The organism is Hymenobacter wooponensis, from assembly GCF_004745865.1.
GTDB classification, from domain to species: Bacteria; Bacteroidota; Bacteroidia; order Cytophagales; family Hymenobacteraceae; genus Hymenobacter; species Hymenobacter wooponensis.
This window is the reverse complement of record NZ_SRKZ01000004.1, coordinates 777743-796392: the sequence shown is the minus strand read 5'-3', so window position 1 is coordinate 796392 and position 18650 is coordinate 777743. Positions and strand designations below refer to the sequence as shown.

Below are 18650 nucleotides of genomic sequence, written 5' to 3'. Positions count from 1 at the left end.
GAGTCGTTAGTGGACAAAAATGAGAAATAAAAGCTGCATCAGCGGCTGATTTTTCCGGGAAAAGCGAAAGTAAAAGTACTCCAGGTGCTCTGCCACTCGGTTTGCAGTTGAGCTTGGGCGGGCACCATCTGAACAGTACTTACTAAATATTGTGCGGGCGCCTGTAGTCGAAACAGCACACGCCCATTTTGGTTACTCCGAAGTTTGAGCGGCGGACGATTTTGTAGGTCTCCGCGCTGCCAAACTTGCACTAGCTGGCCCGCAAGGGGCCGGCCAGCGGCTAGCACCCGCAAGGTAATAGACATTCCCGATTTGAGAAGTGCGGGATTCTGTTCTGGAACAATTTCTAATGTCAAACCAAGGGGACGGCTCCACGCGCGGGCCGTGTCTTGGGGCAGCGGCGCCCCAACTTGTACTAGGGTAGTAGCACAGCGTTGATAGGCCTCCCGGCCGGGCTTGTCTGCTTCACCTCGCTGTTTGCGCAATGCTATAACGTGGCCTAGGCCAGTTTCTTGCAGGTAGGTAGTAAAATCCGCAGCACTGAGCTGCAGAAAGGCATAGTCGGTGGTGAGTGCCACAAGATGAGTGCCCGGCTGCACAAAGGTGAGCGTGGTATGCAAGCTATCAGCCGCCGTAGCTGCTGCGGTTTGGTTTTCTAGGCCAGTAGGCGTGCGATGAAGGAGTTGCGTAACCCGCTTGGCTTTGCCGGCCCAGCGCTTACCCTGAAAATTTTCGCCCGTAAAAACCCGAATATGTAGCGCAGCGCCCGGAGCAATACTGAACCGAGCCGGTTCCAGCCAAAATTCTTGCGCCATTGCAGTGCCCGCTAGCAGTAGCAAAAGCAGGAGAAGCAGGCAAGACTGGTGAGACATGCCGCGAAGAAATTTCAGGTTCATTAAGAGCACATGAAGAGGCGGCGGTCATTTAGGCCAAGAACCCTGCGGTTGCTGTCTACACTCTGCACGTCATCCTGAAGCAGGAAGGATCTTCTCCCGTCGGCACGAGGCGCTAGGCCAGTCGGTACCGCATGAGAAGATCCTTCCTGCGTCGGGATGACGTTTTTGAGATGGTGTGCTAGATTAATAGCGCTCTAAAGCCAGAGCGTAGGCCCGGTCGTAATACACGCGCAGGTTTTTCCAGTCGAAGAGCTCGGAGGAGCTTTCTACGTTGTTGCGCTGCATGATTCGCTCACGGCGGTTGAGCTGCACAAACTGCCACAGCATATCCGTTAGCTCTTCCGCTGATTCTTCAAAGCTCTTTTCTTGGCGGTGTACTACAAAAATGCCTTTGTCTTCGTGGTTGGCCACGTTTTGCAGCACGTAGTCGCCGAAGCCAGATAGGTCACTGGTGATGGCCGGCACGCCGCGGGCGGCGCATTCCAGCGGGGTGTAGCCCCAGGGCTCGTAGTAGCTCGGGAAGATGCCCAGGTGGCAGCCGCGCACAAACTGCCCGTACTCCATGCCAAACAGCGGCGAAGTAGGCGACACGAAATCGGGGTGATACACAATCTTCACCCGGTCGTGCTGGTTGTTTACCAAGTTAGCCCGGCGTACAAAGCCCAGAATATCATCGTTGGCATCGTCTACCAGGTTATGGGTGATAACCGGGGGCAGGTTGGTGGTTTTCCAGCTCTGCAGGGTGCGGCGGTAGCGCAGCTTCCAGTAGTCATCCACCATGCTGCTCAGGTCGGGCAGACGGTGGTCGGTGCTGGCGGCGGCAGCGTAGAATAGTCGCTCGCCCACTTGCTGCTGAATGGCCTCTACGGTGGCGTGTACCTCATCAAGCACGGCCCGGCTTTGTAGCACCTGCGGGTTGATGCTATGGAAGGGGCGCTTCGTGATAAAGAACATCACCACGTTGCCCTGTAGGCCACTCTGCTGCAGGCGGTAGTTCAGGCGGGCCAGGGCTTCCAGGGTTAGATCGAAGCCCTTGTTGTGGTACTCGTAACGGCCGCTCGTGAACAGGTACAGCGTGTTATCCAGATCAAAAGAATAGCTCTGGAAGAAGTGCGCCATCACGAACTCGTGAATCTTCGACTTATACTGCTGGTGCAGGTTCTGAAACTCGTGCAGCGCCACAAACCGCTCAATGTTCAGGCCGTTGGGCAGCACTGCGTCCGGAATCCGGTCGAGCAGATAGATACACTCCCGCACCGTCAGCTCGCTTACCGTCGTGAATACGTGCGACCCATGAGCGGCGGCGCGCTCAATGGTAACGGCCGTTTCAATGTTGAAATGCCGCGCCTCCGCTGCCCAATCCACCTGCATGAGGTGGTCGTAAAAATTGGGGTCGTTCATGGCCAGGTAGCGGCCCAGCAGGGTGGCATGCGTGGTGAACACCAAGTGCAGGGGCACCTGCTCGCGGCGCAGGTCCGGAATAGCCACCCCGGTCATCCACTCGTGGAAGTGCGCCAGCACGCGCTGAGGTGGCACTACCTGGTCGGTGAGAACCTTTAGGAAGGTCTTCACCAGATAGCCGAACGCCTCTACCTGATGCAGGAGGTCGTCGTTATCGGGCGTAGGAATGTGGTGGTGGTGCCAGAGGTCAGACTTAATCTGGCCCAGGCGGTTGTAGGCCTGGTAGGGGTTGATGAGCACCACCCGGGGCCGGCCCGTCACGAGCCAGATGCCCAGGTGCACATCATAGCCCTGCCGGCGCATTTCCCGCACAGCATCAGCAAATGGGTCGCTGAGGGTGGCAAGCTGGTAGTCGTCGTAGGGTTCGAACTCGCCCTGGGCCTGGTGGGCAAAATAGGGACCTAGCAAACAATACCGATCATCCCACACTTGCACGGTGGCCGGCACTTTACTGCGGATAACGGTATAAATGCCTCCTACCTGATTGCAGACTTCCCAGGCTACTTCTACGAGCAGGGCATCGGGTGCAATAGGTTCGGGCGAGGAAAGCGGAACTTGCATGAGTGTGTAGTTCGGTGGGAGTGGTGGCAAGATAGACGGCACAACGGAGTTTCAAACGGAAAAAACCGGGCTTTTTCTGCTAGTAGCTCAGAAGTAGATGACCCTGTTGCCTACGCAAGCTCTTCCGTCGGAGTCAACGTCACGGCTAGCCCTCGGCTATGTTTTCCCCAACTTGCAACGCTTGCGGCTTAGTACACTGCGGTTTAGCAAGTCGGCAAAGGCTGCTTATAGCCACCGCAACACACAAGAGCAGCAGTGCCACCCCTAACTGATTGAACAGCCTGCATCAATGAAGCAACGCTGCAACTCTTGCGGTGCTCATCAGCCAGCCTGAGCAATGCTGCCGAGTTATAGATAGGGTACATTCAACGTGCTGCAACGGCAACGCAGAGTTGCTTGCCATATCGGCTTCCCAGGGGAAGCAGGTCGGTTCTGGTCACCGAAACGTTGCGGTTTCCTTACTGGCTGGGCATACAGTAGAACCCGTTACCCGCAATGGTGGAGCTATACAGTACTCGAGTTGATGAAGAACTGCCAGACAACAAGTTGCCCTTTGTTTGGGTAGCTCCGCAACGGTTGCAGAACTGCCTAAACAAAGGGCAACTTGTATAGTATGCCTGCATCAGAGGCCTAGGCCACTTAGCCCGGCTCCTGTGAGATAATCAGGACGGAGTAGGGGGCTAGCCCGAAAGAGCCGTGGAAACCACAGCCATCGTACTCGCCTTCTTCGGCTTGGGTATCCATGCTCTCAAAATTGCCGAACTCGGCATCATAGCCTTCCCAGTCGGAGTTGAAGCGCACGCGCCAGTGGCCGCCGCTGGGCAGGCCAATGGTGTAGGCCTCGTGGGCACGGTCGGCGAAGTTGGCCAGGATGATGGTAGTGTCGCCGGGGCCACCCTCACCATCAGCCCATCGGCGGTAGGCCAGTACCTTTTCATCGTTGTTGACGTGGAACACCTCCGTGTGCTGGCCTAGCAGGCCGCGGGTGTGGCCAGCGGTATTGCGGCGCAGCTGAATCAGGTCGCGGTAGAGGCGCACCAGGCCGGCGTGCTGCTCGGCTCGGCTCCAGTCCAGGGGTAAGTCGTCGGAGAAATGACCATCGGCCAGCATGGTTTGGCCCTGAAAAATCATGGGAATGCCGGGGGCCGTGAACACCAGGGCGGCGCCCAGCGTCGAGCGTTTCTTGGGGAACCAAGAGGCCGCGTTGCCGGGCATAATTTCCTCCGTCACGCGGGCTTTGCCGTTGGCCACCTCGTCGTGCGACTCGGTGTAAATTACGCGTTGGAAAGCGTCGCCATTATAGGTGTGGCCGATGATGGACGCCACGGCTTCCAGGTTGCGGTCGGCGTCTTCGGGCGTTATCAGCGCATCGCGCACAATGTTTACAAAGGCGGCGTCCCACTGTGAGGCAAAGCCTTGTCCGCCATCAGCGGTAGGCCTAGTAATGTATTCGTTGCCCTGCAGATCCTCGGCAATGGTGATTTTCCAGGGCATCCGCTCCTGAATTTCCTCATTGACCCACTTCATCAGGCTCCAGCCCTCGGGCAGGTCGCGGGCAGGGTCGCTGGAGCCGTCCACGTTCCGCACGTGAGAAATGGAGTCGCAACGCAGGCCGTCTACGCGGTAGTCTTCCAGCCACATCAGGGCATTGTCGCGGATGTAGCGGCGCACCTCATCGCGGCCGTAGTCGGGGCGGTTGTGGCCCCAGGGCGTTTCGGCGCGCCAGTCGTTGTAGAAGTAAATGCCACCGCCATCGTTTTCCTGCCAGCCATCAAACTGCCACAGGTCCAGGTCGCCGGGCCCGAAGTGGTTGTACACCACATCCAGAATAACGGCAATGCCGTGGCGATGTGCTTGTTTCACCAGCTCCTTAAAAGCCTGTGGTCCGCCGTAGTCGGTTTCCAGTGCAAACGGGTGCGCTGGGTTGTACCCCCAACTGCGCCCACCAGGAAACTCCGTGGGCGGCATAATCTCAATGGCATTGATGCCCAGGTCCCGCAGGTAGTCAAGGCGAGCTACTACGTCGAGGAAAGTACCAGGCTTTTCGGGGTCGGGAGCGTTAAAGGTGCCTACGTGCAGCTCATAGATTACCAGCTCATTCCAGGCGGGCATCTCAAAGTGGTCATCTTCCCAATTAAAACTATGATCAGGCACGATAGAGTTGCCGGCCGAGTGGGTGACTTCGCGGGCGTAGGGGTCGTTGCGGGTTAGCTCGCCGGTGGGCGTTTTCAGCCAAAACTTATATTCAGTGCCCGGCAATAGAGCGGGGAAATTAGCGGCCCAATAGCCATCAGCTTCGTGCTGGAGGGGGTGCTGGGTAGCGTCCCAGTTGTTGAAGGGGCCTACCAAAGAAACAGCCGTGGCGGCCGGAGCCCACACCCGGAAGGTGGTACCGTTTGCGTGGGGAATAGCCCCCATACCAGGTTGTAAGTCAGTAGAGGGAATAGTAATAGGTGCGGGAGCGGAGTCGATGACGGACATGTTTGTGTAAGAGAAGCCGTGTTGAAGTTCAACAGTATATCCTCTTACTGATCAGTCCCGCCTTGGGTTGTAAGCAGGGCAATAATTGACCTTAGGCCAGCTTCTTAGCCCTTAGAAACAGGCTACTTCATAAAGTAAGTGAATGCACCTCGGCTAAAGCCACCACGCTAACCAGCCAGGGTAAAATCAATACTGACTTAAAAAGCAAGGCTACGTGCTTACGGGCCCATAAGCACGCCAGCGCCCCCGGTCCGTAGAGCGAGGGCGCTGGCGCGTGGCTATGGGTGTGAGCTTCTCTTATTCGGGTTTAGAGGTAATGGCTTGCACCCAGCGGGTGTTGCCGCACCGTGGGCAGGCAGTAGAGGGCGTCTGTTTGCTGTTGCTCAGGTTGCCGCAGCGGTTGCAGGCAAACGTATCGGGCGCTACGGGGTACTCTTGGCGGAATTCCTCGTCCCAATCGGGGATGAGGGAGAGGCCCGGCTGAGGCGGCTCTTGGGGCAGCAGCGTGAAGTTGCCGTTGGCTTCCATGTAGAGGCGCTTTACCTGGCCTAGGTGCGTAATACTCTTGGAGCGGAGCTGGGCAAATATACCCTCCTGGGGCACTACGGCCTCTTTTAGCTTATCGAGGTTCAGGCAGCCATTTTCCACCATAATGGCAATGTCGTCCTGAGAAAGCTCCTCAAAGTTTTTGCTGCGCAATGTGGCGCGGGAAATCAGGCGTTGCCCAATTACAATAATAGCCGCAATACAGAGCGGAGCCACCAAGCCCCGGTCGGGTGCCTGAATGGGTACACCAATAGCGGCGGCCAACGAAACCAGCGCAGCCATCTCATTGCGGCTCAACTGAGCGCCCATGCGCTTGCCCATCAGCCGCATTGAAAGCACCAGCAGGCCATACAAGAACAGCACCCGCAATAAAATCTCCAGCAGAAAGCTCCAGGGTACATCGCCCAGAATCACGCGCAAGGGCTCTAACAGATGAAAGTCTTCGGGTTTCATACACTAGCTACAACTACGGGGGAAATACAAACTTGGCAGGCGCGTGAGGCAGTGGCCTAGGCCACTGGGCCACTAGTTACCGGACGGCTTCGGTCCATTCTTGGTGGCCACAGTTGAGGCATTGGTGGCCGGCATGGTCGCGCGAGCTGGCCCAGTTGCCGCAGTACACGCACACCTTCAGGTCGGGCACTTTGGCTTGCTCTTCCTGCAGTTTGGTGTCTTGGCCGGGCAGCACGCTTAGGCCCGGAATTGCAGGCTCCTGCTTATACAGGCTGAAGTTGCCGCTGGCCTCCATGTAAAGGCGCTTTACCTGGCCTAGGTGCGTGATTTCATGGTCGCGCAACTCAGCGAAAATCTGCTCATGCGACACGCGCTCTTTCTCCAGCTCATCAGGGAGCAACACGCCATTTTTGGCTAGCATAACGACCTTGCCCTGCACTACTACCTCAACCTTCCGCCTCTTCAACGACCACCAGTTGAGGCCGCGCTGCAGGTAAAGCACGCACACCAGCAGAATAGCGCCGGGCAGCAGGCCGCGGTTAGGCACCTGCATTGGCACGGCAATAATAGCACCCAGAGTTAGCATCACGGAAAGCTCCGTGATAGTGAGCTGACCGTTCATGCGCTTGCCAAACAGGCGCATGATTATCAGAAAAATCAGGTATATGACGATTGTCCGAACAATTACTTCCAGCGTGAACTCAGCGGGGGTATCGCCAAACAAAATTCTCTTCAAATCACCGAGGTGAATATCTTCCTTCTTCATGCTACTTCCTTGCTGTCAGTTATAGTGCTGAACGGGTGGAGGCAAGGCGGCGTTATAGTTAAGGTGCTTAAAAATAGGTCCGTACAAAACGGGATTTTACTACGAACTAATCCCCGCTAATGTACTTTTAGGGCCTGCTAGGCCAGTTTTTAGCACCTATGCAACCTCCAGCGGCTAGCGGCTGTTCTTCTTTTTTTAACCCACTGCTTTTATTCCGTGCCCCGTCCTAAACCCGTCATCTACGGCCTGTATTCCTGGACCCCCGACTACGGCCTAGGTTATATTCACCCCGCCAACCGCCGCACGTTTGAGTGGCTGGAGCCCATGGGCAAAGTCTTCGAAAAAATTGATGAAACCGACGACTGGATTTTACTGCGCTATGATGAGCAACAGTTTAAAGTCAGCGGTGAGTTATTTAAAGAACTCTACAATAAGCCCCCCTTTAGCTTCGGCGACTTGGTGCAGGAAGTAAGCCCCGAGCCTGGCCGCCCCGCCCACGAAGGGCAGGTATCTGACGTGTATTGGGATGAAGCCGCCGATAAGGCCCGCTTTCAGATTGTGGAGAAGAAGCGCAAAGTGAAGCGCATCTTCGAAGCCGAAGAATTGCGCTTCGCCTAGGCCATTAGTGTGGAGCTGCAGTAACGCATCTTAGCGAGGAGGTGCAGGCAATACGGGCGCAACTCCAGGAAGAGTAGGCGTAACCCCTGCAAGCTCAGTGGCCCCCCACGGCAATACCCACCCGCAGCTGCAGTGGCCTAGGAAGGAAGGGCGCGCTTTGGCGGGCTTGTGCATGTAGTTGCACATGCACATCGGGTGAGGAGAGGGGGACGCGAGCAGAGTTTCGGCTGAGAAAGAAGCCCTTCTTTTCGTCCAGAAGCAGCTCACTGTTGGGGGCCGCCTGAATGCAGTAGCTTGCCTCCATGAATAAATAGAGAGTAGCGCCCACCTTAACCTCTAGGCCTAGCTGGGGCGCCACCCCCTTCGTGATGGACTGCAGGCCCAGGGCCAGCCGGCTGGCCCCAAGCTGGGTGCCACTTACCTGCAGGTCAGCATCAGGATTATCAAAGCGGCCCAGGCGCTGCCGCAGCACTATGCGGCTGTAGTCGAGGCCGGCCCGCACGTACACCGGCCGCCGACGCTGGGAAAGGTTATGCACGTATCGTACGCCAATGGCTTGTAGGCCACCCTGCAGCGCCCCCCGAAGGCCCCCGGCCCCGTAGTGCAGCTGCCAGTGCCGGCTAAGCCAAAATAAGTAGTCGAAACGTAGGGCAATACCAGCACCCCCAGCCTCTAGCTGCCTGCTGCTCACGGCCGAGAAAGAAGAACCAGCCGGCGCGTAGGCCACCTCCAAGTTGCCTTCTGCTATTTGCAGCGGCACCACGGCCAGGCTAGAGGAGTAGCTAAAACGCTCGAGAAAGCTCTTACCACGGGGCGGGGCGGGGAGAGGAGCCGGTGCTGGGGCCACCGTATCGGTTGTTGCTGGTTGGGCTGCCGCAGCGGCCGTAGAGTCAGAGAACAGCTGCTCTGCCTTGCGCTGGCGCTCCTCATCCAGGAGTTGCTGCTCCACCTGCCGGGGCAACACCAGGGTGGTGAAGTTCTCCCAAAATGTAGAATCGTAGGCCACGGAGTTGCGCAGAAATACATCATCCGGCCGGAAACGGTCGGCGTAGGCGGGGCGGCGGCTCTTGGCCGTATCAATGGCCGTAGTAATAAACTCGCTGGTGTGCTGGTACGCCCGGCCCGGCTGCTGGCTGGCGGCCTGGTCCCAAACCCGTTTAAGGTACCAGCGGCCCGCATACCGCTGGTAGCTGACCTGGCGGCTGCGGCGGCTGTAGGCGTAGTCGCCCATGGCCGCAAAGCCAGCCTGGTAGCGCTTTACGCCACCAGGCGTGAGGCTGAAATCGGCCCCCAGAAAGGCATAGGAGTCGAGGTCAATAAACACGCGGCCCTGGTAGTTGGCTTTGGCCGAGCGCGGCTTGAAGGAAATGGCGTACACTGGCCTACCGTTGTAGGTTGTCACGTCGGCAATCTGGTAGTCGTACTCGGCGTAGTGCGCTTTGCTGATAAAGTCGGCGCGGTTGTACACAAAATCGAAGCGGTGCGGAATCAGGGGGCCCGCTTGCCAGTTTAGCTGGGTACGGCTGGTGTCGCGGGCCTCGTATTTGCGCGTTTGCACCAGCTCCACGTCGCCACCGGTGGGGTGGGCCGTGCGGTATGACTCCTTGCGCACCCGCAGCACACCCTCCGCCAAATAAAGGTACTTGCCCTCTGGTACGTTGCTCGACTCGCGGTAGAAGCCCGTGAGCTGCACCGGCCGCGTGGCGAAGTTGCGCGGAATGCGCGCCACCGCTGCCCGCACAATGCCCAGCGCCGAGCCCGAGACCGTGACGTTGGCCAGCTGCGTAGGCGCGGGCTCCAGCAGAATCTGCACTTCTTGCCCAGCCGGCACGGGCAGTGGCAGCGTGGCCTTGCGGTACCCGATAAAGGTGATTTCCAGCGCCTGCGGCTGATATTCGGGCGGGATGCTAAGCGAGAAACGGCCCTCCTCATTGGCGCTGGTGCCGAGCTGGTTGCCTGCTACTCCTACCAGAGCGTAGGGCACTGGCTTACGCGTTTGGGCATCGAGCACGCGTCCTTTCACCGTGCTCAGCTGCTGCGCTCCGGCAGCGGTAGTTAGCAGCACAAGTAGCCCCAGAAGCAAAAAACGCAGCATACGCGCAAAGAAAGTAAAAGCAGAAGGCCCAACCCCAAGCATTGGTAGTGGGCCTTCTGCTCTACGTTAACTCCACTAGTGGCGTTAAGGGCGGAAAAGCAGAACCCGTTGCAGTAGGCGCTTTGTAAGGCAATAGCTCAACTCCCGAGTATAAACTTTCGTTGGAAGAGCCTTATTCGAGCCGTGTTGTATGCTCAAGCTAGAAAAGGTTAAGTGGTTTCGGATTGCGTTAGCGTGGGGGCTATTCACTCTCTTTATGATTGTGGTGGTGTATGCCCAGGCCCTTACTGGCGCAGGGCCCGTGCACTGGCGCACAGCCGTGCTCGCGCCTTTGGTGTACGGCCTGATCTGGACGCTGCTTACTCCGGTGGTGTTCTGGCTGGCCGCTCGTTTCGACCTCACCGCTGGCAGGCGCCGCTGGGTGGCCTCTTTGTTGGTACACGCCGCGGCCAGCGTGCTGCTCACCCTGCTGTTCCGCATCCTGCACGTAACCGTGCTTTACCTGATGGCCGTACCCGGCACGGTATTGTCGTGGGCCACTATCATGTCCAGCGTCAACATCTGGATATCAGTCTACTGGATGCTGCTGTGCGTGGCCTACGCGCTTGATTTTTACGGGCGGTTTCAGCGCCGCAACCTCGATGCCGCCCGCCTGGAAGTGCAGCTGGTGCAGGCGCAGCTGCAGGCTCTGAAAATGCAGCTGCAGCCCCACTTCCTGTTTAATACGCTCAATGCCATTGCTACGCTCATCGTAGACGACCCGAAGGGGGCGCAACGCATGACGGCCAAGCTTGGCGCGTTTCTGCGCTTGGTACTCGATAACACCGACAAGCATCAGGTGACGCTCGCGCAGGAGCTGCATTTCGCGGAGCTATATCTCGAGATGGAGCAAATCCGTTTCTCTGACCGCCTGACCATCACCTACCAACTTGCCCCCGATACGTTGCCGGCGCTGGTGCCCAACCTGCTGCTACAGCCTTTGATAGAAAACGCCGTAAAACACGGCCTGGCTTCCGATGCGGAAACAGGCACCATTCACATCCAGGCCGACCGCCACGATGGCGTGCTGGTGCTGGAAGTGCGCGACAATGGCCGTGGCACCACCCACTCTGAGTCGCGCGGCATTGGCCTGCGCAACAGCGAAGAGCGGTTGCACGCCCTATACGGTTCGCAGTACGCCCTATCCATTCGTACGGCACCCGAGCAGGGCTTTGCCGTCCGCATCGAACTGCCCTTTTCCCCTCAAGCATAATGTTGATTTATACCCGTGGAGCTGATTCGTACGCTGATTGTTGATGATGAACCGCTGGCTCGTCGGCGCCTGGCGCAACTGCTGGCTGAGGTACCCGGCTATGCGCTGGTAGGCCAGTGCCGTAATGGAACCGAAGCACTCCAGCGACTCACCGACGCCACTCAGCCCGTTGACCTGGTCTTTCTGGACGTGCAGATGCCCGACCTGAGTGGCCTACAGGTACTAGAAAAATTGGCGGGCCATCCGCAGCCCTTGGTGGTATTTGTAACGGCCTACGACCACTATACTCTGCAAGCTTTTGAGGCGCATGTGGTTGATTACCTCCTTAAGCCCGTTGACCCCGACCGGTTTGCCCGGTGCCTGGCGCACGTGCGCCAGTTGGTAGCACAACGCACTACGTATCAACTACGGCATCAGCTCACTACGCTGCTGCGGGAGGTAGCGCCACCCGTAGCGGCCCCGGTCCTCGATCAGGCCCCAATTGAGCAGTTTCTAATCAAAGAACGAGGGCGGCTGTACTTCGTCAGGGCCGATCAGGCGCAGTACCTGGAGGCGAGTGGCAACTACGTAACGGTGCACGCGCTAGGCCAGCAGCATTCTATTCGCTCCACCCTGAGCCAGCTAGAGGGCAAACTCAATCCGGCTACGTTCATTCGTATTCATCGCTCTTTGATTGTGAATAGCGCCTACATCAAAGAGCTGCGGCCCTGGGCCCACGGCGAGTACCTCGTCACGCTGCACAACGACACCCACCTTACCTCGTCGAGAAGCTATAGTGGCAGCCTCCAGCGCTTTCTGCATCGGTTTGCTCACTAGCTAGGCCACAGCGTACGGCTGAGCTACGCCGAAGCCAACGCTGTTTTAAGTGCAGGTTATCCCTGATATCGTCCGGTCTGTCCCACTTGTGGTTAGCCAAGTGGCCTAGCTGCGTATGCCCTTTTGTTTAACCACCTGCTCTTGTTTCTTTTTCACTACCAGTTATGAAAACTTCTGTTTCTACCCTGTTTCCAGTACCCAAGCGGTGTTTCATGCACGGGCTGGCACTGCTACTGGCCTTAGCTTTCACGGCCTGCGACGACGATGATTCGTCGTCTCCATCCAGCGGCATTCGCCCTAAAGGTCCTAAGCCGGAGTGGGGGCCTACCATCAAGCCAGAAATGCAAACCGTTATCGAGGCCCTCGATAGCTTAAGCAAAGGAGTGCCCCTCTACACGCTTACTCCGCAGCAGGCGCGCATGGCACCCTCCGCTACGGATGCGGCCATGGCCGTGATGAAAAACTTTCGTATCCCCATGCCCACCCCCATGGTTGATACCACCGGGCAGCGCATTCCCGTAACGGGCGGCACTATTCGCATCCGCATCTATACCCCTAAAAACGCGACGGCAACTATGCCGGGCATCGTGTATTACCAGGGGGGCGGCTGGGTTATTGCCAACCTGAATACCTACGACCCATCAGCGCGGGCGTTGTCGGAGCAGACGGGGGCCGTAGTAGTATCGGTGCAGTACCGTAAGGCACCAGAAAATAAGTTTCCCACGGCGCATAATGATGCCTTCGCTGCCTACCGCTGGGTGCGCGACAATGCCTCAACTTTGAAAATCAATGCGCAGCGTATTGCCGTAGCCGGAGAAAGTGCTGGTGGTAACCTGGCCGCGGCTGTTTGCATGATGGCTCGCACGGCCAATGTGCCCATGCCGGTGCATCAGTTGCTGGTATATCCCATTGCCCGCTACGACATGAATACGCCCTCGTACATGCAGTACGCCAATGCCAAGCCGCTGAGTAAACCACTCATGCAATGGTTTTTTGATAAGTACCTGAATAATGCCGCCGAGGGGCAGAACCCCTTGATTTCGTTGGTGAATGCCACCAACCTGCAGGGGCTACCGCCCGCCACCGTCATCAACGCAGAAATTGACCCATTGCAAAGTGAAGGCCAGGAGTATGCGAACAAGCTCAAAGCCGCGGGCGTACCGGTTACGGCCAAGGTGTACGAAGGCGTAACGCACGAATTCTTTGGGATGGCCACCGTGGTACCAGAAGCCAAAGACGCGCAAGCGCTGGCCGCCAGCGAATTGAAAAAGAGCTTGCAGTAAGAACTCGCTCAATTGTAGCTAGGCCACCTGCGTAGGCCAGTAAACAGCGTAGGCCACTACTGGTAAGATGTGCAGTAAACACATTTTACTAGTAGTGGCCTACGCTGCATTTACAGCAAGTCAGCCCACAATAGATCAGGTAGATAACCCAGTTTGGGTGCTTCTCAAAATGGCAGAGGGCAACGTGTCATTTGCTAGCTAGTAAGGCACCACCTTATTCAACTTCGTTCTAGGCCAGGTGTGTCCTACGCAACTGCACATCTACCGGACCGGGTGAGTGGCCTACGCACAGCTATAACTGGAGCCTTTCTTTGCTGGTATGTGCGGCAAATATCTAATAATAAGAAGCTTATGGATGAGTTGTGGTGCTAGAAACTGTGGATAAAATTTGGGTATTGGTAACCGTTAGGAGGCAGATCTAGTACTAAACTTAGACCCTTGGGCAAGCACAGAAAGGTTGGGAATCTGGGACAGCGAGGCAAAGACTACATCAGATACTGAAGAGAGTCAGCGGCTAGCTTCTCTAGCACAACGGCTGCGTCTATACAACAAGGGCTTATTTCACTACCCATTGAACATCACGCTATCATGCAAGAAGAAAACAACGTCAGCCGGCGTAAGGTATTAGTAGGAATAGGAGCGGGCTTAGCCGCCGCTGCCGTGGCACCTGGCCTAGCAATAGAAAGCGCAGCCGCTCCCGCCGCTGCGGCCCCCGCCCCCTTAGATAACCCAAACACCAAATACGCCAAGCCCCCATTTAAGGGCCAGACGCAACCCTGGCCGGGCCTAGCCAGCAAAATGGACCCCGTGCCCGATCATGGCGAGAAAAGCTATAAAGGCTCGGGCCGCCTCAAGGGCCGTAAAGCCCTCATTACGGGCGGCGACTCAGGTATGGGGCGCGCCGCGGCCATTGCCTACGCCCGCGAAGGGGCCGATGTCGCCATCAACTACTTGCCCGCCGAGGAAGCCGATGCCAAAGAAGTAGTGGCTCTGATTAAAGCTGCCGGCCAGAAAGCTGTAGCCATTCCCGGCGACCTGCGCGACGAGGCCTTCTGCAAGAAGCTAGTAGACGACGCCGTGCGCCAGCTTGGCGGGCTGGATATCTTGGTCAGCAACGCGGCCCGGCAGCAACAGCATCAATCCATTTTGGAGCTCTCCAGTGAGGATTTCGACGCGACGATGAAGACCAATATCTACGCGCCGTTCTGGATTATTAAGGCTGCCCTGCCTCACCTGCAGCCCGGCTCAGTGATTATTGGTACTACCTCCGAGCAGGCCACCGATCCTTCTGCCGATCTGTATGACTACGCTCAAACAAAGGCTGCCACTACAAGCTACGTTCGGTCATTGGCTAAGCAGCTGGGTCCGAAAGGTATTCGGGTGAACGGGGTGGCGCCCGGCCCCATCTGGACGCCTCTGCAGGTAAGTGGTGGCGCCACTCAGGAAAAGCTGAAGAAGTTTGGTGGCGATACGCCCATGGGCCGCCCCGGCCAACCCGCTGAGTTGGCATCCATCTATGTGCAACTCGCTGACCCCAGCGCCAGCTACGCTACTGGCCAGGTCTATGGGGCCACTGGCGGAGGCGGGCAGCCGTAATACGTAACGCCATTCACAAACAAGCAAAGCGGCGGCCAATAACGAGCCTACAGCTTTCTGCAAAAGACAAACCGCCCCGGAGTGCACTGGCACTCCGGGGCGGTTTGTCTTTTGCGGCCCTTCTGAAGAGTACGGCTTAGACTACTATCACTTTTGTAATAGGCGTAGGCATTTCCTCATAAGCAGTGCTTGAAGGAGAGTAAATCAACCTTTCTGATACCGTTTGGCTACGTTCCAGCCACCCGCTAGCGGGGCTACTACATATACTCGGTATCCTTCGGCCGTACTGCCGCTGTAGGATATACCGCCCAGTGATTGAGCCCGCACCGAGATGTTGTGCATGCCGTTATCGATTCGGCGTCCGTTCGGCTGGCATTGAGCCCCGCAATTGTCCCGCACTTCCAGCGCCAATTGTGTAGGTGTACCCGGAACTAGCTGCACGCTCACGGCTACGGTGGTGGCACAAGAAGCATGGTGGAGCAAGTTGCGCAAGCTCTCTTTATAGATCAAGTACAGGTTGCGGCGCAGCAAGGAGGGGAGGGGCTGGCTGAGTTGCGCCGTGGGGAAGTCAAAAGTTACAGTAACCCCGGCCGGAACGAGTACCTCATGGGCATACTCACGCAGGCGCTCAAGCAGGTCAGCCAGCTTGTCGTTTTTAGAATCTAGGCTCCACACTACATCGTTGAGCTGCCGCATGGCCGAGCGGCTCGATTCGGAAATCTGGTCCAGCTGTCGGCGCTGAGCTTCCCCATCGGCAAGCCCTTCCTGCAGTAGGCCACTCTGCTGTGAAATCTGGAGCAGAAGTGCCCCCACATCGTTGTGCAGATCGGCGGCGAGGCGAGTGCGCAGCTCTTTGTCGCGGGCTGCCTGCTTGCGGCGGTATTGCCATACTCCTAGGCCAGTAAGCACAGCCACCAGCAGGGTTAGGGCTCCCCAAATCATGGTTTGATGCTGCTGACGCAACTGGGCTAGCTGCTGCTGTTGCGCCAGCTCTCGGCGCTGACTTTTTTCCCGCTCCTGTACTGCCCGGAATTGCAGCGCCGCCACCAAGCGGCGGGTGGTGTTCCCGGTCAGGCTATCGGCGTAGGCGCCACTTAGCCGCTGGTAACGATACGCGTCTGCGAAGCGGTTTTGCCGGGCCGCTATCTGGGCCAGCAACTCCGAGGCCTGGCCACTTATTTCTTTGAGGCGACTAACCTGGCTGAGGCGCAAGCTCTGGCTGCCGTGGCGAGTGGCGCTATCAAGCTGCCCCACCTTAAACCAGGCACGGGACAGGACTAAGTGCAGGCGGCTGATAGCATTGGCGGTAGTAGCCTCGCGGAGGAGTTCGGCCCCATCTGCTAGGGCTGCCTTGGCCCGACCCTGGCGCTCCGCCATATCCACTAAGTGAATACGGCTAGGCAGCAAACCCTGGTTGTTATACACCGACTGGTAGCTGCCAATGGCTTGTTCATAAAACTGTTGGGCCTGCGCCCAGCGCTGCTGTTGCTGGCTGAGCTCTCCGAGGGCGGTGTACGCGTGCCCGCTACCGATAGGGTCATGTAGCTGTTGGGCCAACTGTTGGGCCTGGCCTAAATACTGGCGGGCCTGCTCATATTCACCCAGGGCCGTGCTGGTGTGGCCTAGTTGGGTAATCAGAAACAGCTCGGCCCGCTGGCTGCGTTGGGCGCGGGCCAACTGCAGGCCCTCCAAGCAGCTCGCCATCGACTGCCCGTAGAGTCCTTGCTCATAGTAAATACGCGCTATCCCATACAAAGCCCGGGCCCGGTGGTAATCGTTGTGGAGCAGGCTATAGTCGTGGTAAGCGCTTTGATTGTAGGCCAGGGCCGAGTCATACTGACTTTTGTCGCGGTAGTAGTAGCCGAGGCCAAACCGGGCATGACCCCGCCCAAGCATGTAGTGAAGGCGGGTGGCCAGCGCCAGCGCCTCCCGGAACAAGGCAGCTGAGCGCGCCGGGTTGTTGGTGCGCAACGCAAGGGCTAGCGCGTTAAGTCGATTAACCCGCACCGTATCGGGCTGCGGATGCTCCCGGAGCCGCAATTGCAGGCTGTCAAGCATCACCCGAGGCAACCGGTGAATTCCTCCGGCTACTTCGCGGGAAGTAGCGGGGCTGGCTGGCGCTGGGTGTGGCCGCGAAACTGCCGGCAGCGAAGGCGCACCTCCGCGCGGTTCTGCACGGCCACTTCCTACAGGTAGTAGTGAGAGCAGAACTGCCCAGAGGCTAAGCACGGTAGCGTAAGAGCTATTCACTAAATTTATTACAAGCTAAGTAGGCTAAAAGCAACTCGACTGTACAAGGTACTGTATTCTGCCGGGATGGCCTTGTACTAACCATAGTTCCGCTGCCATTTTTCTTTGGGAGGAAATCAGATTCCGAGTGCAATACCTACCACTACGGCCAGAGCCCCTAGCGCTAACAGCAACAGGTACAGTGGCAGGGCAAATTTCCACCACTCATCAAACCGTACTCCGCAAGCCGCCACAATTGCCATTAGGGCACCATTGGTAGGAGTCAGCAGCTCGCATAGGCCTGCTCCGTATTGGTAGGCCAGTACCGTAACCTGGCGCGAGAGGCCAATCAGGTCGGAGAGGGGCACGAGCAGGGGCATGGTAAGTACAGCCTGTCCGCTTACACTGGGTACTGGTAAGTGCAGGGCGGTGTGCACGCCCATCATGCCCAGCGCCGAAAGCCAAGCCGGCAAGCCCGCCAGCGGGGCCGAAAGCCCATTTACAATAGTATCTACAATCTGGCCCTGCTCTAGCACCACGAAGATGGCGCGGGCAAAGCCAATAAGGAGAGCCGAGAAGGCAATGTCGCGGAAGCCGTCGATGAAGCCCTCGGCAGTACCCGTGAGGCCTAGGCCACCCAGCAGGCCCGCCAGAATGCCCAACCCGAAAAACAGGGCAGCCATTTGCTCAAACTCCCAGCCCAACTGCAGTACTCCGAAAGCGAAAAAGGCGAACGTAATGAACAGCAACAGCAGTACCAACCCATGGTTACGGCCCTGGTGCACCGCAGCGGCCGGGTCGGCCTCGTCGGCGGTGTCGGGCTGCACGCGGTGGCGCACGGCGTAGCGCACGGTGCCCCCAATCCAGATGAGCAGAGCCAGGGCCAGGAATACCAGCCGAAAGCCGCCGCCTGAGAGCAAGGGTAACTGGGCCAACTTTTGAGCAATGCCCACCTGAAACGGATTCAAGGGGCTAAACGCGGCCCCCACCGCCGCCGAGCCTAAGCTTACGGCGGCCGCCGTGAGGGTAGGGTAGCCAATGCGGCGCATCAGAATCAGCAGCACCGGTACCAGTGGCACAATCTCTTCCTGCATATTTTCCAGGGCGCCCATGGTGGCAAACAGCACCGAGATAATGGGAATTACGATGGCCTCGCGCCCCCGAAACTTCGTCAGGAGCCAGTCTACGCCGCTACGCAAGGCCCCGGTTTGGTCGACTACCGTGAAGGCGCCACCCGCCAGAAATACCAGGAAAATCACGGAAGCAGCGTCTTGTAGGCCTTTGGGAATATCCACCATGGCTTGCAGTGGACTCACGGGAGTCTCTTTTACGCGGTGGTAGGAGCCCGCCACTACTACCTCGCGGCCGGTGGCGGCATCGGTATGGCGCTCAAACACCCCCGCGGGCAGCACGTAGCTCAGCAGGCAGGCCAGCACAATAAACCCCACCAAAAGCACCAGCGGGTGCGGAAACCGAATCATCTTCATCCCACGAAGGTAGAAACGGGAAGTGATGAACGTGTGAAAGAAGAACTTGCCGAGTACGGATGCCACCCTGAGAGGAAGGTGAAGCAAAGGCTACCTCTCTCGATTTCATT

General features: G+C 57.7%; 13 protein-coding genes. 5 read left to right on the top strand and 8 right to left on the bottom strand.

All coding sequences use genetic code 11. The features are described 5' to 3' along the window. Window positions 1-38: 38 nt before the first annotated feature. The 5 genes from EU557_RS16985 to EU557_RS16965 form a co-directional block, all read right to left on the bottom strand. A complete protein-coding gene (locus EU557_RS16985) occupies window positions 39-815 on the bottom strand; it encodes a DUF4198 domain-containing protein (protein ID WP_167855247.1) in 777 nt (258 codons plus the stop codon). Between the two features lie 264 nt (window positions 816-1079). Continuing rightward, window positions 1080-2918: a glycosyltransferase gene (locus tag EU557_RS16980; RefSeq protein WP_135531648.1), complete on the bottom strand. Its 1839-nt coding sequence runs from the start codon at window positions 2916-2918 to the stop codon at window positions 1080-1082. Between the two features lie 639 nt (window positions 2919-3557). Next, a complete protein-coding gene (locus EU557_RS16975; protein ID WP_245326297.1) occupies window positions 3558-5399 on the bottom strand; it encodes an alpha-amylase family glycosyl hydrolase in 1842 nt (613 codons plus the stop codon). 297 nt (window positions 5400-5696) lie between these two features. Continuing rightward, window positions 5697-6398: a DUF421 domain-containing protein gene (locus EU557_RS16970; RefSeq protein ID WP_135531647.1), complete on the bottom strand. Its 702-nt coding sequence runs from the start codon at window positions 6396-6398 to the stop codon at window positions 5697-5699. A gap of 76 nt (window positions 6399-6474) precedes the next feature. Continuing rightward, entirely contained in the window at window positions 6475-7164 is a 690-nt protein-coding gene (locus tag EU557_RS16965) for a DUF421 domain-containing protein (RefSeq protein ID WP_135531646.1), read from the bottom strand. 216 nt (window positions 7165-7380) lie between these two features. On the opposite strand from EU557_RS16965, the gene EU557_RS16960 reads away from it, so the two are divergent. Continuing rightward, the gene (locus EU557_RS16960) at window positions 7381-7782 is read left to right on the top strand and encodes a DUF6960 family protein (RefSeq protein WP_135531645.1); all 402 of its coding nucleotides are present in this window, start codon (window positions 7381-7383) and stop codon (window positions 7780-7782) included. Window positions 7783-7876: 94 nt separating this feature from the next. Here the strand turns inward: EU557_RS16960 and EU557_RS16955 are convergent, their stop codons facing one another. Then, entirely contained in the window at window positions 7877-9877 is a 2001-nt protein-coding gene (locus EU557_RS16955) for a carboxypeptidase-like regulatory domain-containing protein (RefSeq protein WP_167855246.1), read from the bottom strand. A gap of 190 nt (window positions 9878-10067) precedes the next feature. On the opposite strand from EU557_RS16955, the gene EU557_RS16950 reads away from it, so the two are divergent. From EU557_RS16950 to EU557_RS16935, 4 genes are all read left to right on the top strand, one after another. Next, window positions 10068-11129, top strand: coding sequence for a sensor histidine kinase (locus EU557_RS16950; RefSeq protein WP_135531643.1), 1062 nt, complete (start codon window positions 10068-10070; stop codon window positions 11127-11129). A 15-nt stretch (window positions 11130-11144) separates the two neighbouring features. Further along, window positions 11145-11945, top strand: coding sequence for a LytR/AlgR family response regulator transcription factor (locus tag EU557_RS16945; RefSeq protein WP_135531642.1), 801 nt, complete (start codon window positions 11145-11147; stop codon window positions 11943-11945). Window positions 11946-12109: 164 nt separating this feature from the next. Next, entirely contained in the window at window positions 12110-13228 is a 1119-nt protein-coding gene (locus EU557_RS16940; RefSeq protein ID WP_135531641.1) for an alpha/beta hydrolase, read from the top strand. Between the two features lie 588 nt (window positions 13229-13816). Further along, a complete protein-coding gene (locus tag EU557_RS16935) occupies window positions 13817-14824 on the top strand; it encodes an SDR family oxidoreductase (RefSeq protein WP_135531640.1) in 1008 nt (335 codons plus the stop codon). 204 nt (window positions 14825-15028) lie between these two features. Here EU557_RS16935 and EU557_RS16930 read toward each other — a convergent pair whose 3' ends face one another. Together EU557_RS16930 and EU557_RS16925 are read right to left on the bottom strand one after the other, a co-directional pair. Continuing rightward, window positions 15029-16882: a tetratricopeptide repeat-containing sensor histidine kinase gene (locus tag EU557_RS16930; protein WP_135531639.1), complete on the bottom strand. Its 1854-nt coding sequence runs from the start codon at window positions 16880-16882 to the stop codon at window positions 15029-15031. A 308-nt stretch (window positions 16883-17190) separates the two neighbouring features. Beyond that, entirely contained in the window at window positions 17191-18606 is a 1416-nt protein-coding gene (locus tag EU557_RS16925; RefSeq protein WP_135531638.1) for a YfcC family protein, read from the bottom strand. Window positions 18607-18650: the final 44 nt, after the last annotated feature.

Bases quoted from the DNA above. Each gene is read 5' to 3' on its own strand.
- EU557_RS16985 (WP_167855247.1), bottom strand. From the start codon at position 815: ATGGCGCAAGAATTTTGGCTGGAACCGGCTCGGTTCAGTATTGCTCCG.
- EU557_RS16980 (WP_135531648.1), bottom strand. From the start codon at position 2,918: ATGCAAGTTCCGCTTTCCTCGCCCGAACCTATTGCACCCGATGCCCTG.
- EU557_RS16975 (WP_245326297.1), bottom strand. From the start codon at position 5,399: ATGTCCGTCATCGACTCCGCTCCCGCACCTATTACTATTCCCTCTACT.
- EU557_RS16970 (WP_135531647.1), bottom strand. From the start codon at position 6,398: ATGAAACCCGAAGACTTTCATCTGTTAGAGCCCTTGCGCGTGATTCTG.
- EU557_RS16965 (WP_135531646.1), bottom strand. From the start codon at position 7,164: ATGAAGAAGGAAGATATTCACCTCGGTGATTTGAAGAGAATTTTGTTT.
- EU557_RS16955 (WP_167855246.1), bottom strand. From the start codon at position 9,877: ATGCTGCGTTTTTTGCTTCTGGGGCTACTTGTGCTGCTAACTACCGCT.
- EU557_RS16950 (WP_135531643.1), top strand. From the start codon at position 10,068: ATGCTCAAGCTAGAAAAGGTTAAGTGGTTTCGGATTGCGTTAGCGTGG.
- EU557_RS16940 (WP_135531641.1), top strand. From the start codon at position 12,110: ATGAAAACTTCTGTTTCTACCCTGTTTCCAGTACCCAAGCGGTGTTTC.
- EU557_RS16935 (WP_135531640.1), top strand. From the start codon at position 13,817: ATGCAAGAAGAAAACAACGTCAGCCGGCGTAAGGTATTAGTAGGAATA.
- EU557_RS16930 (WP_135531639.1), bottom strand. From the start codon at position 16,882: ATGCTTGACAGCCTGCAATTGCGGCTCCGGGAGCATCCGCAGCCCGAT.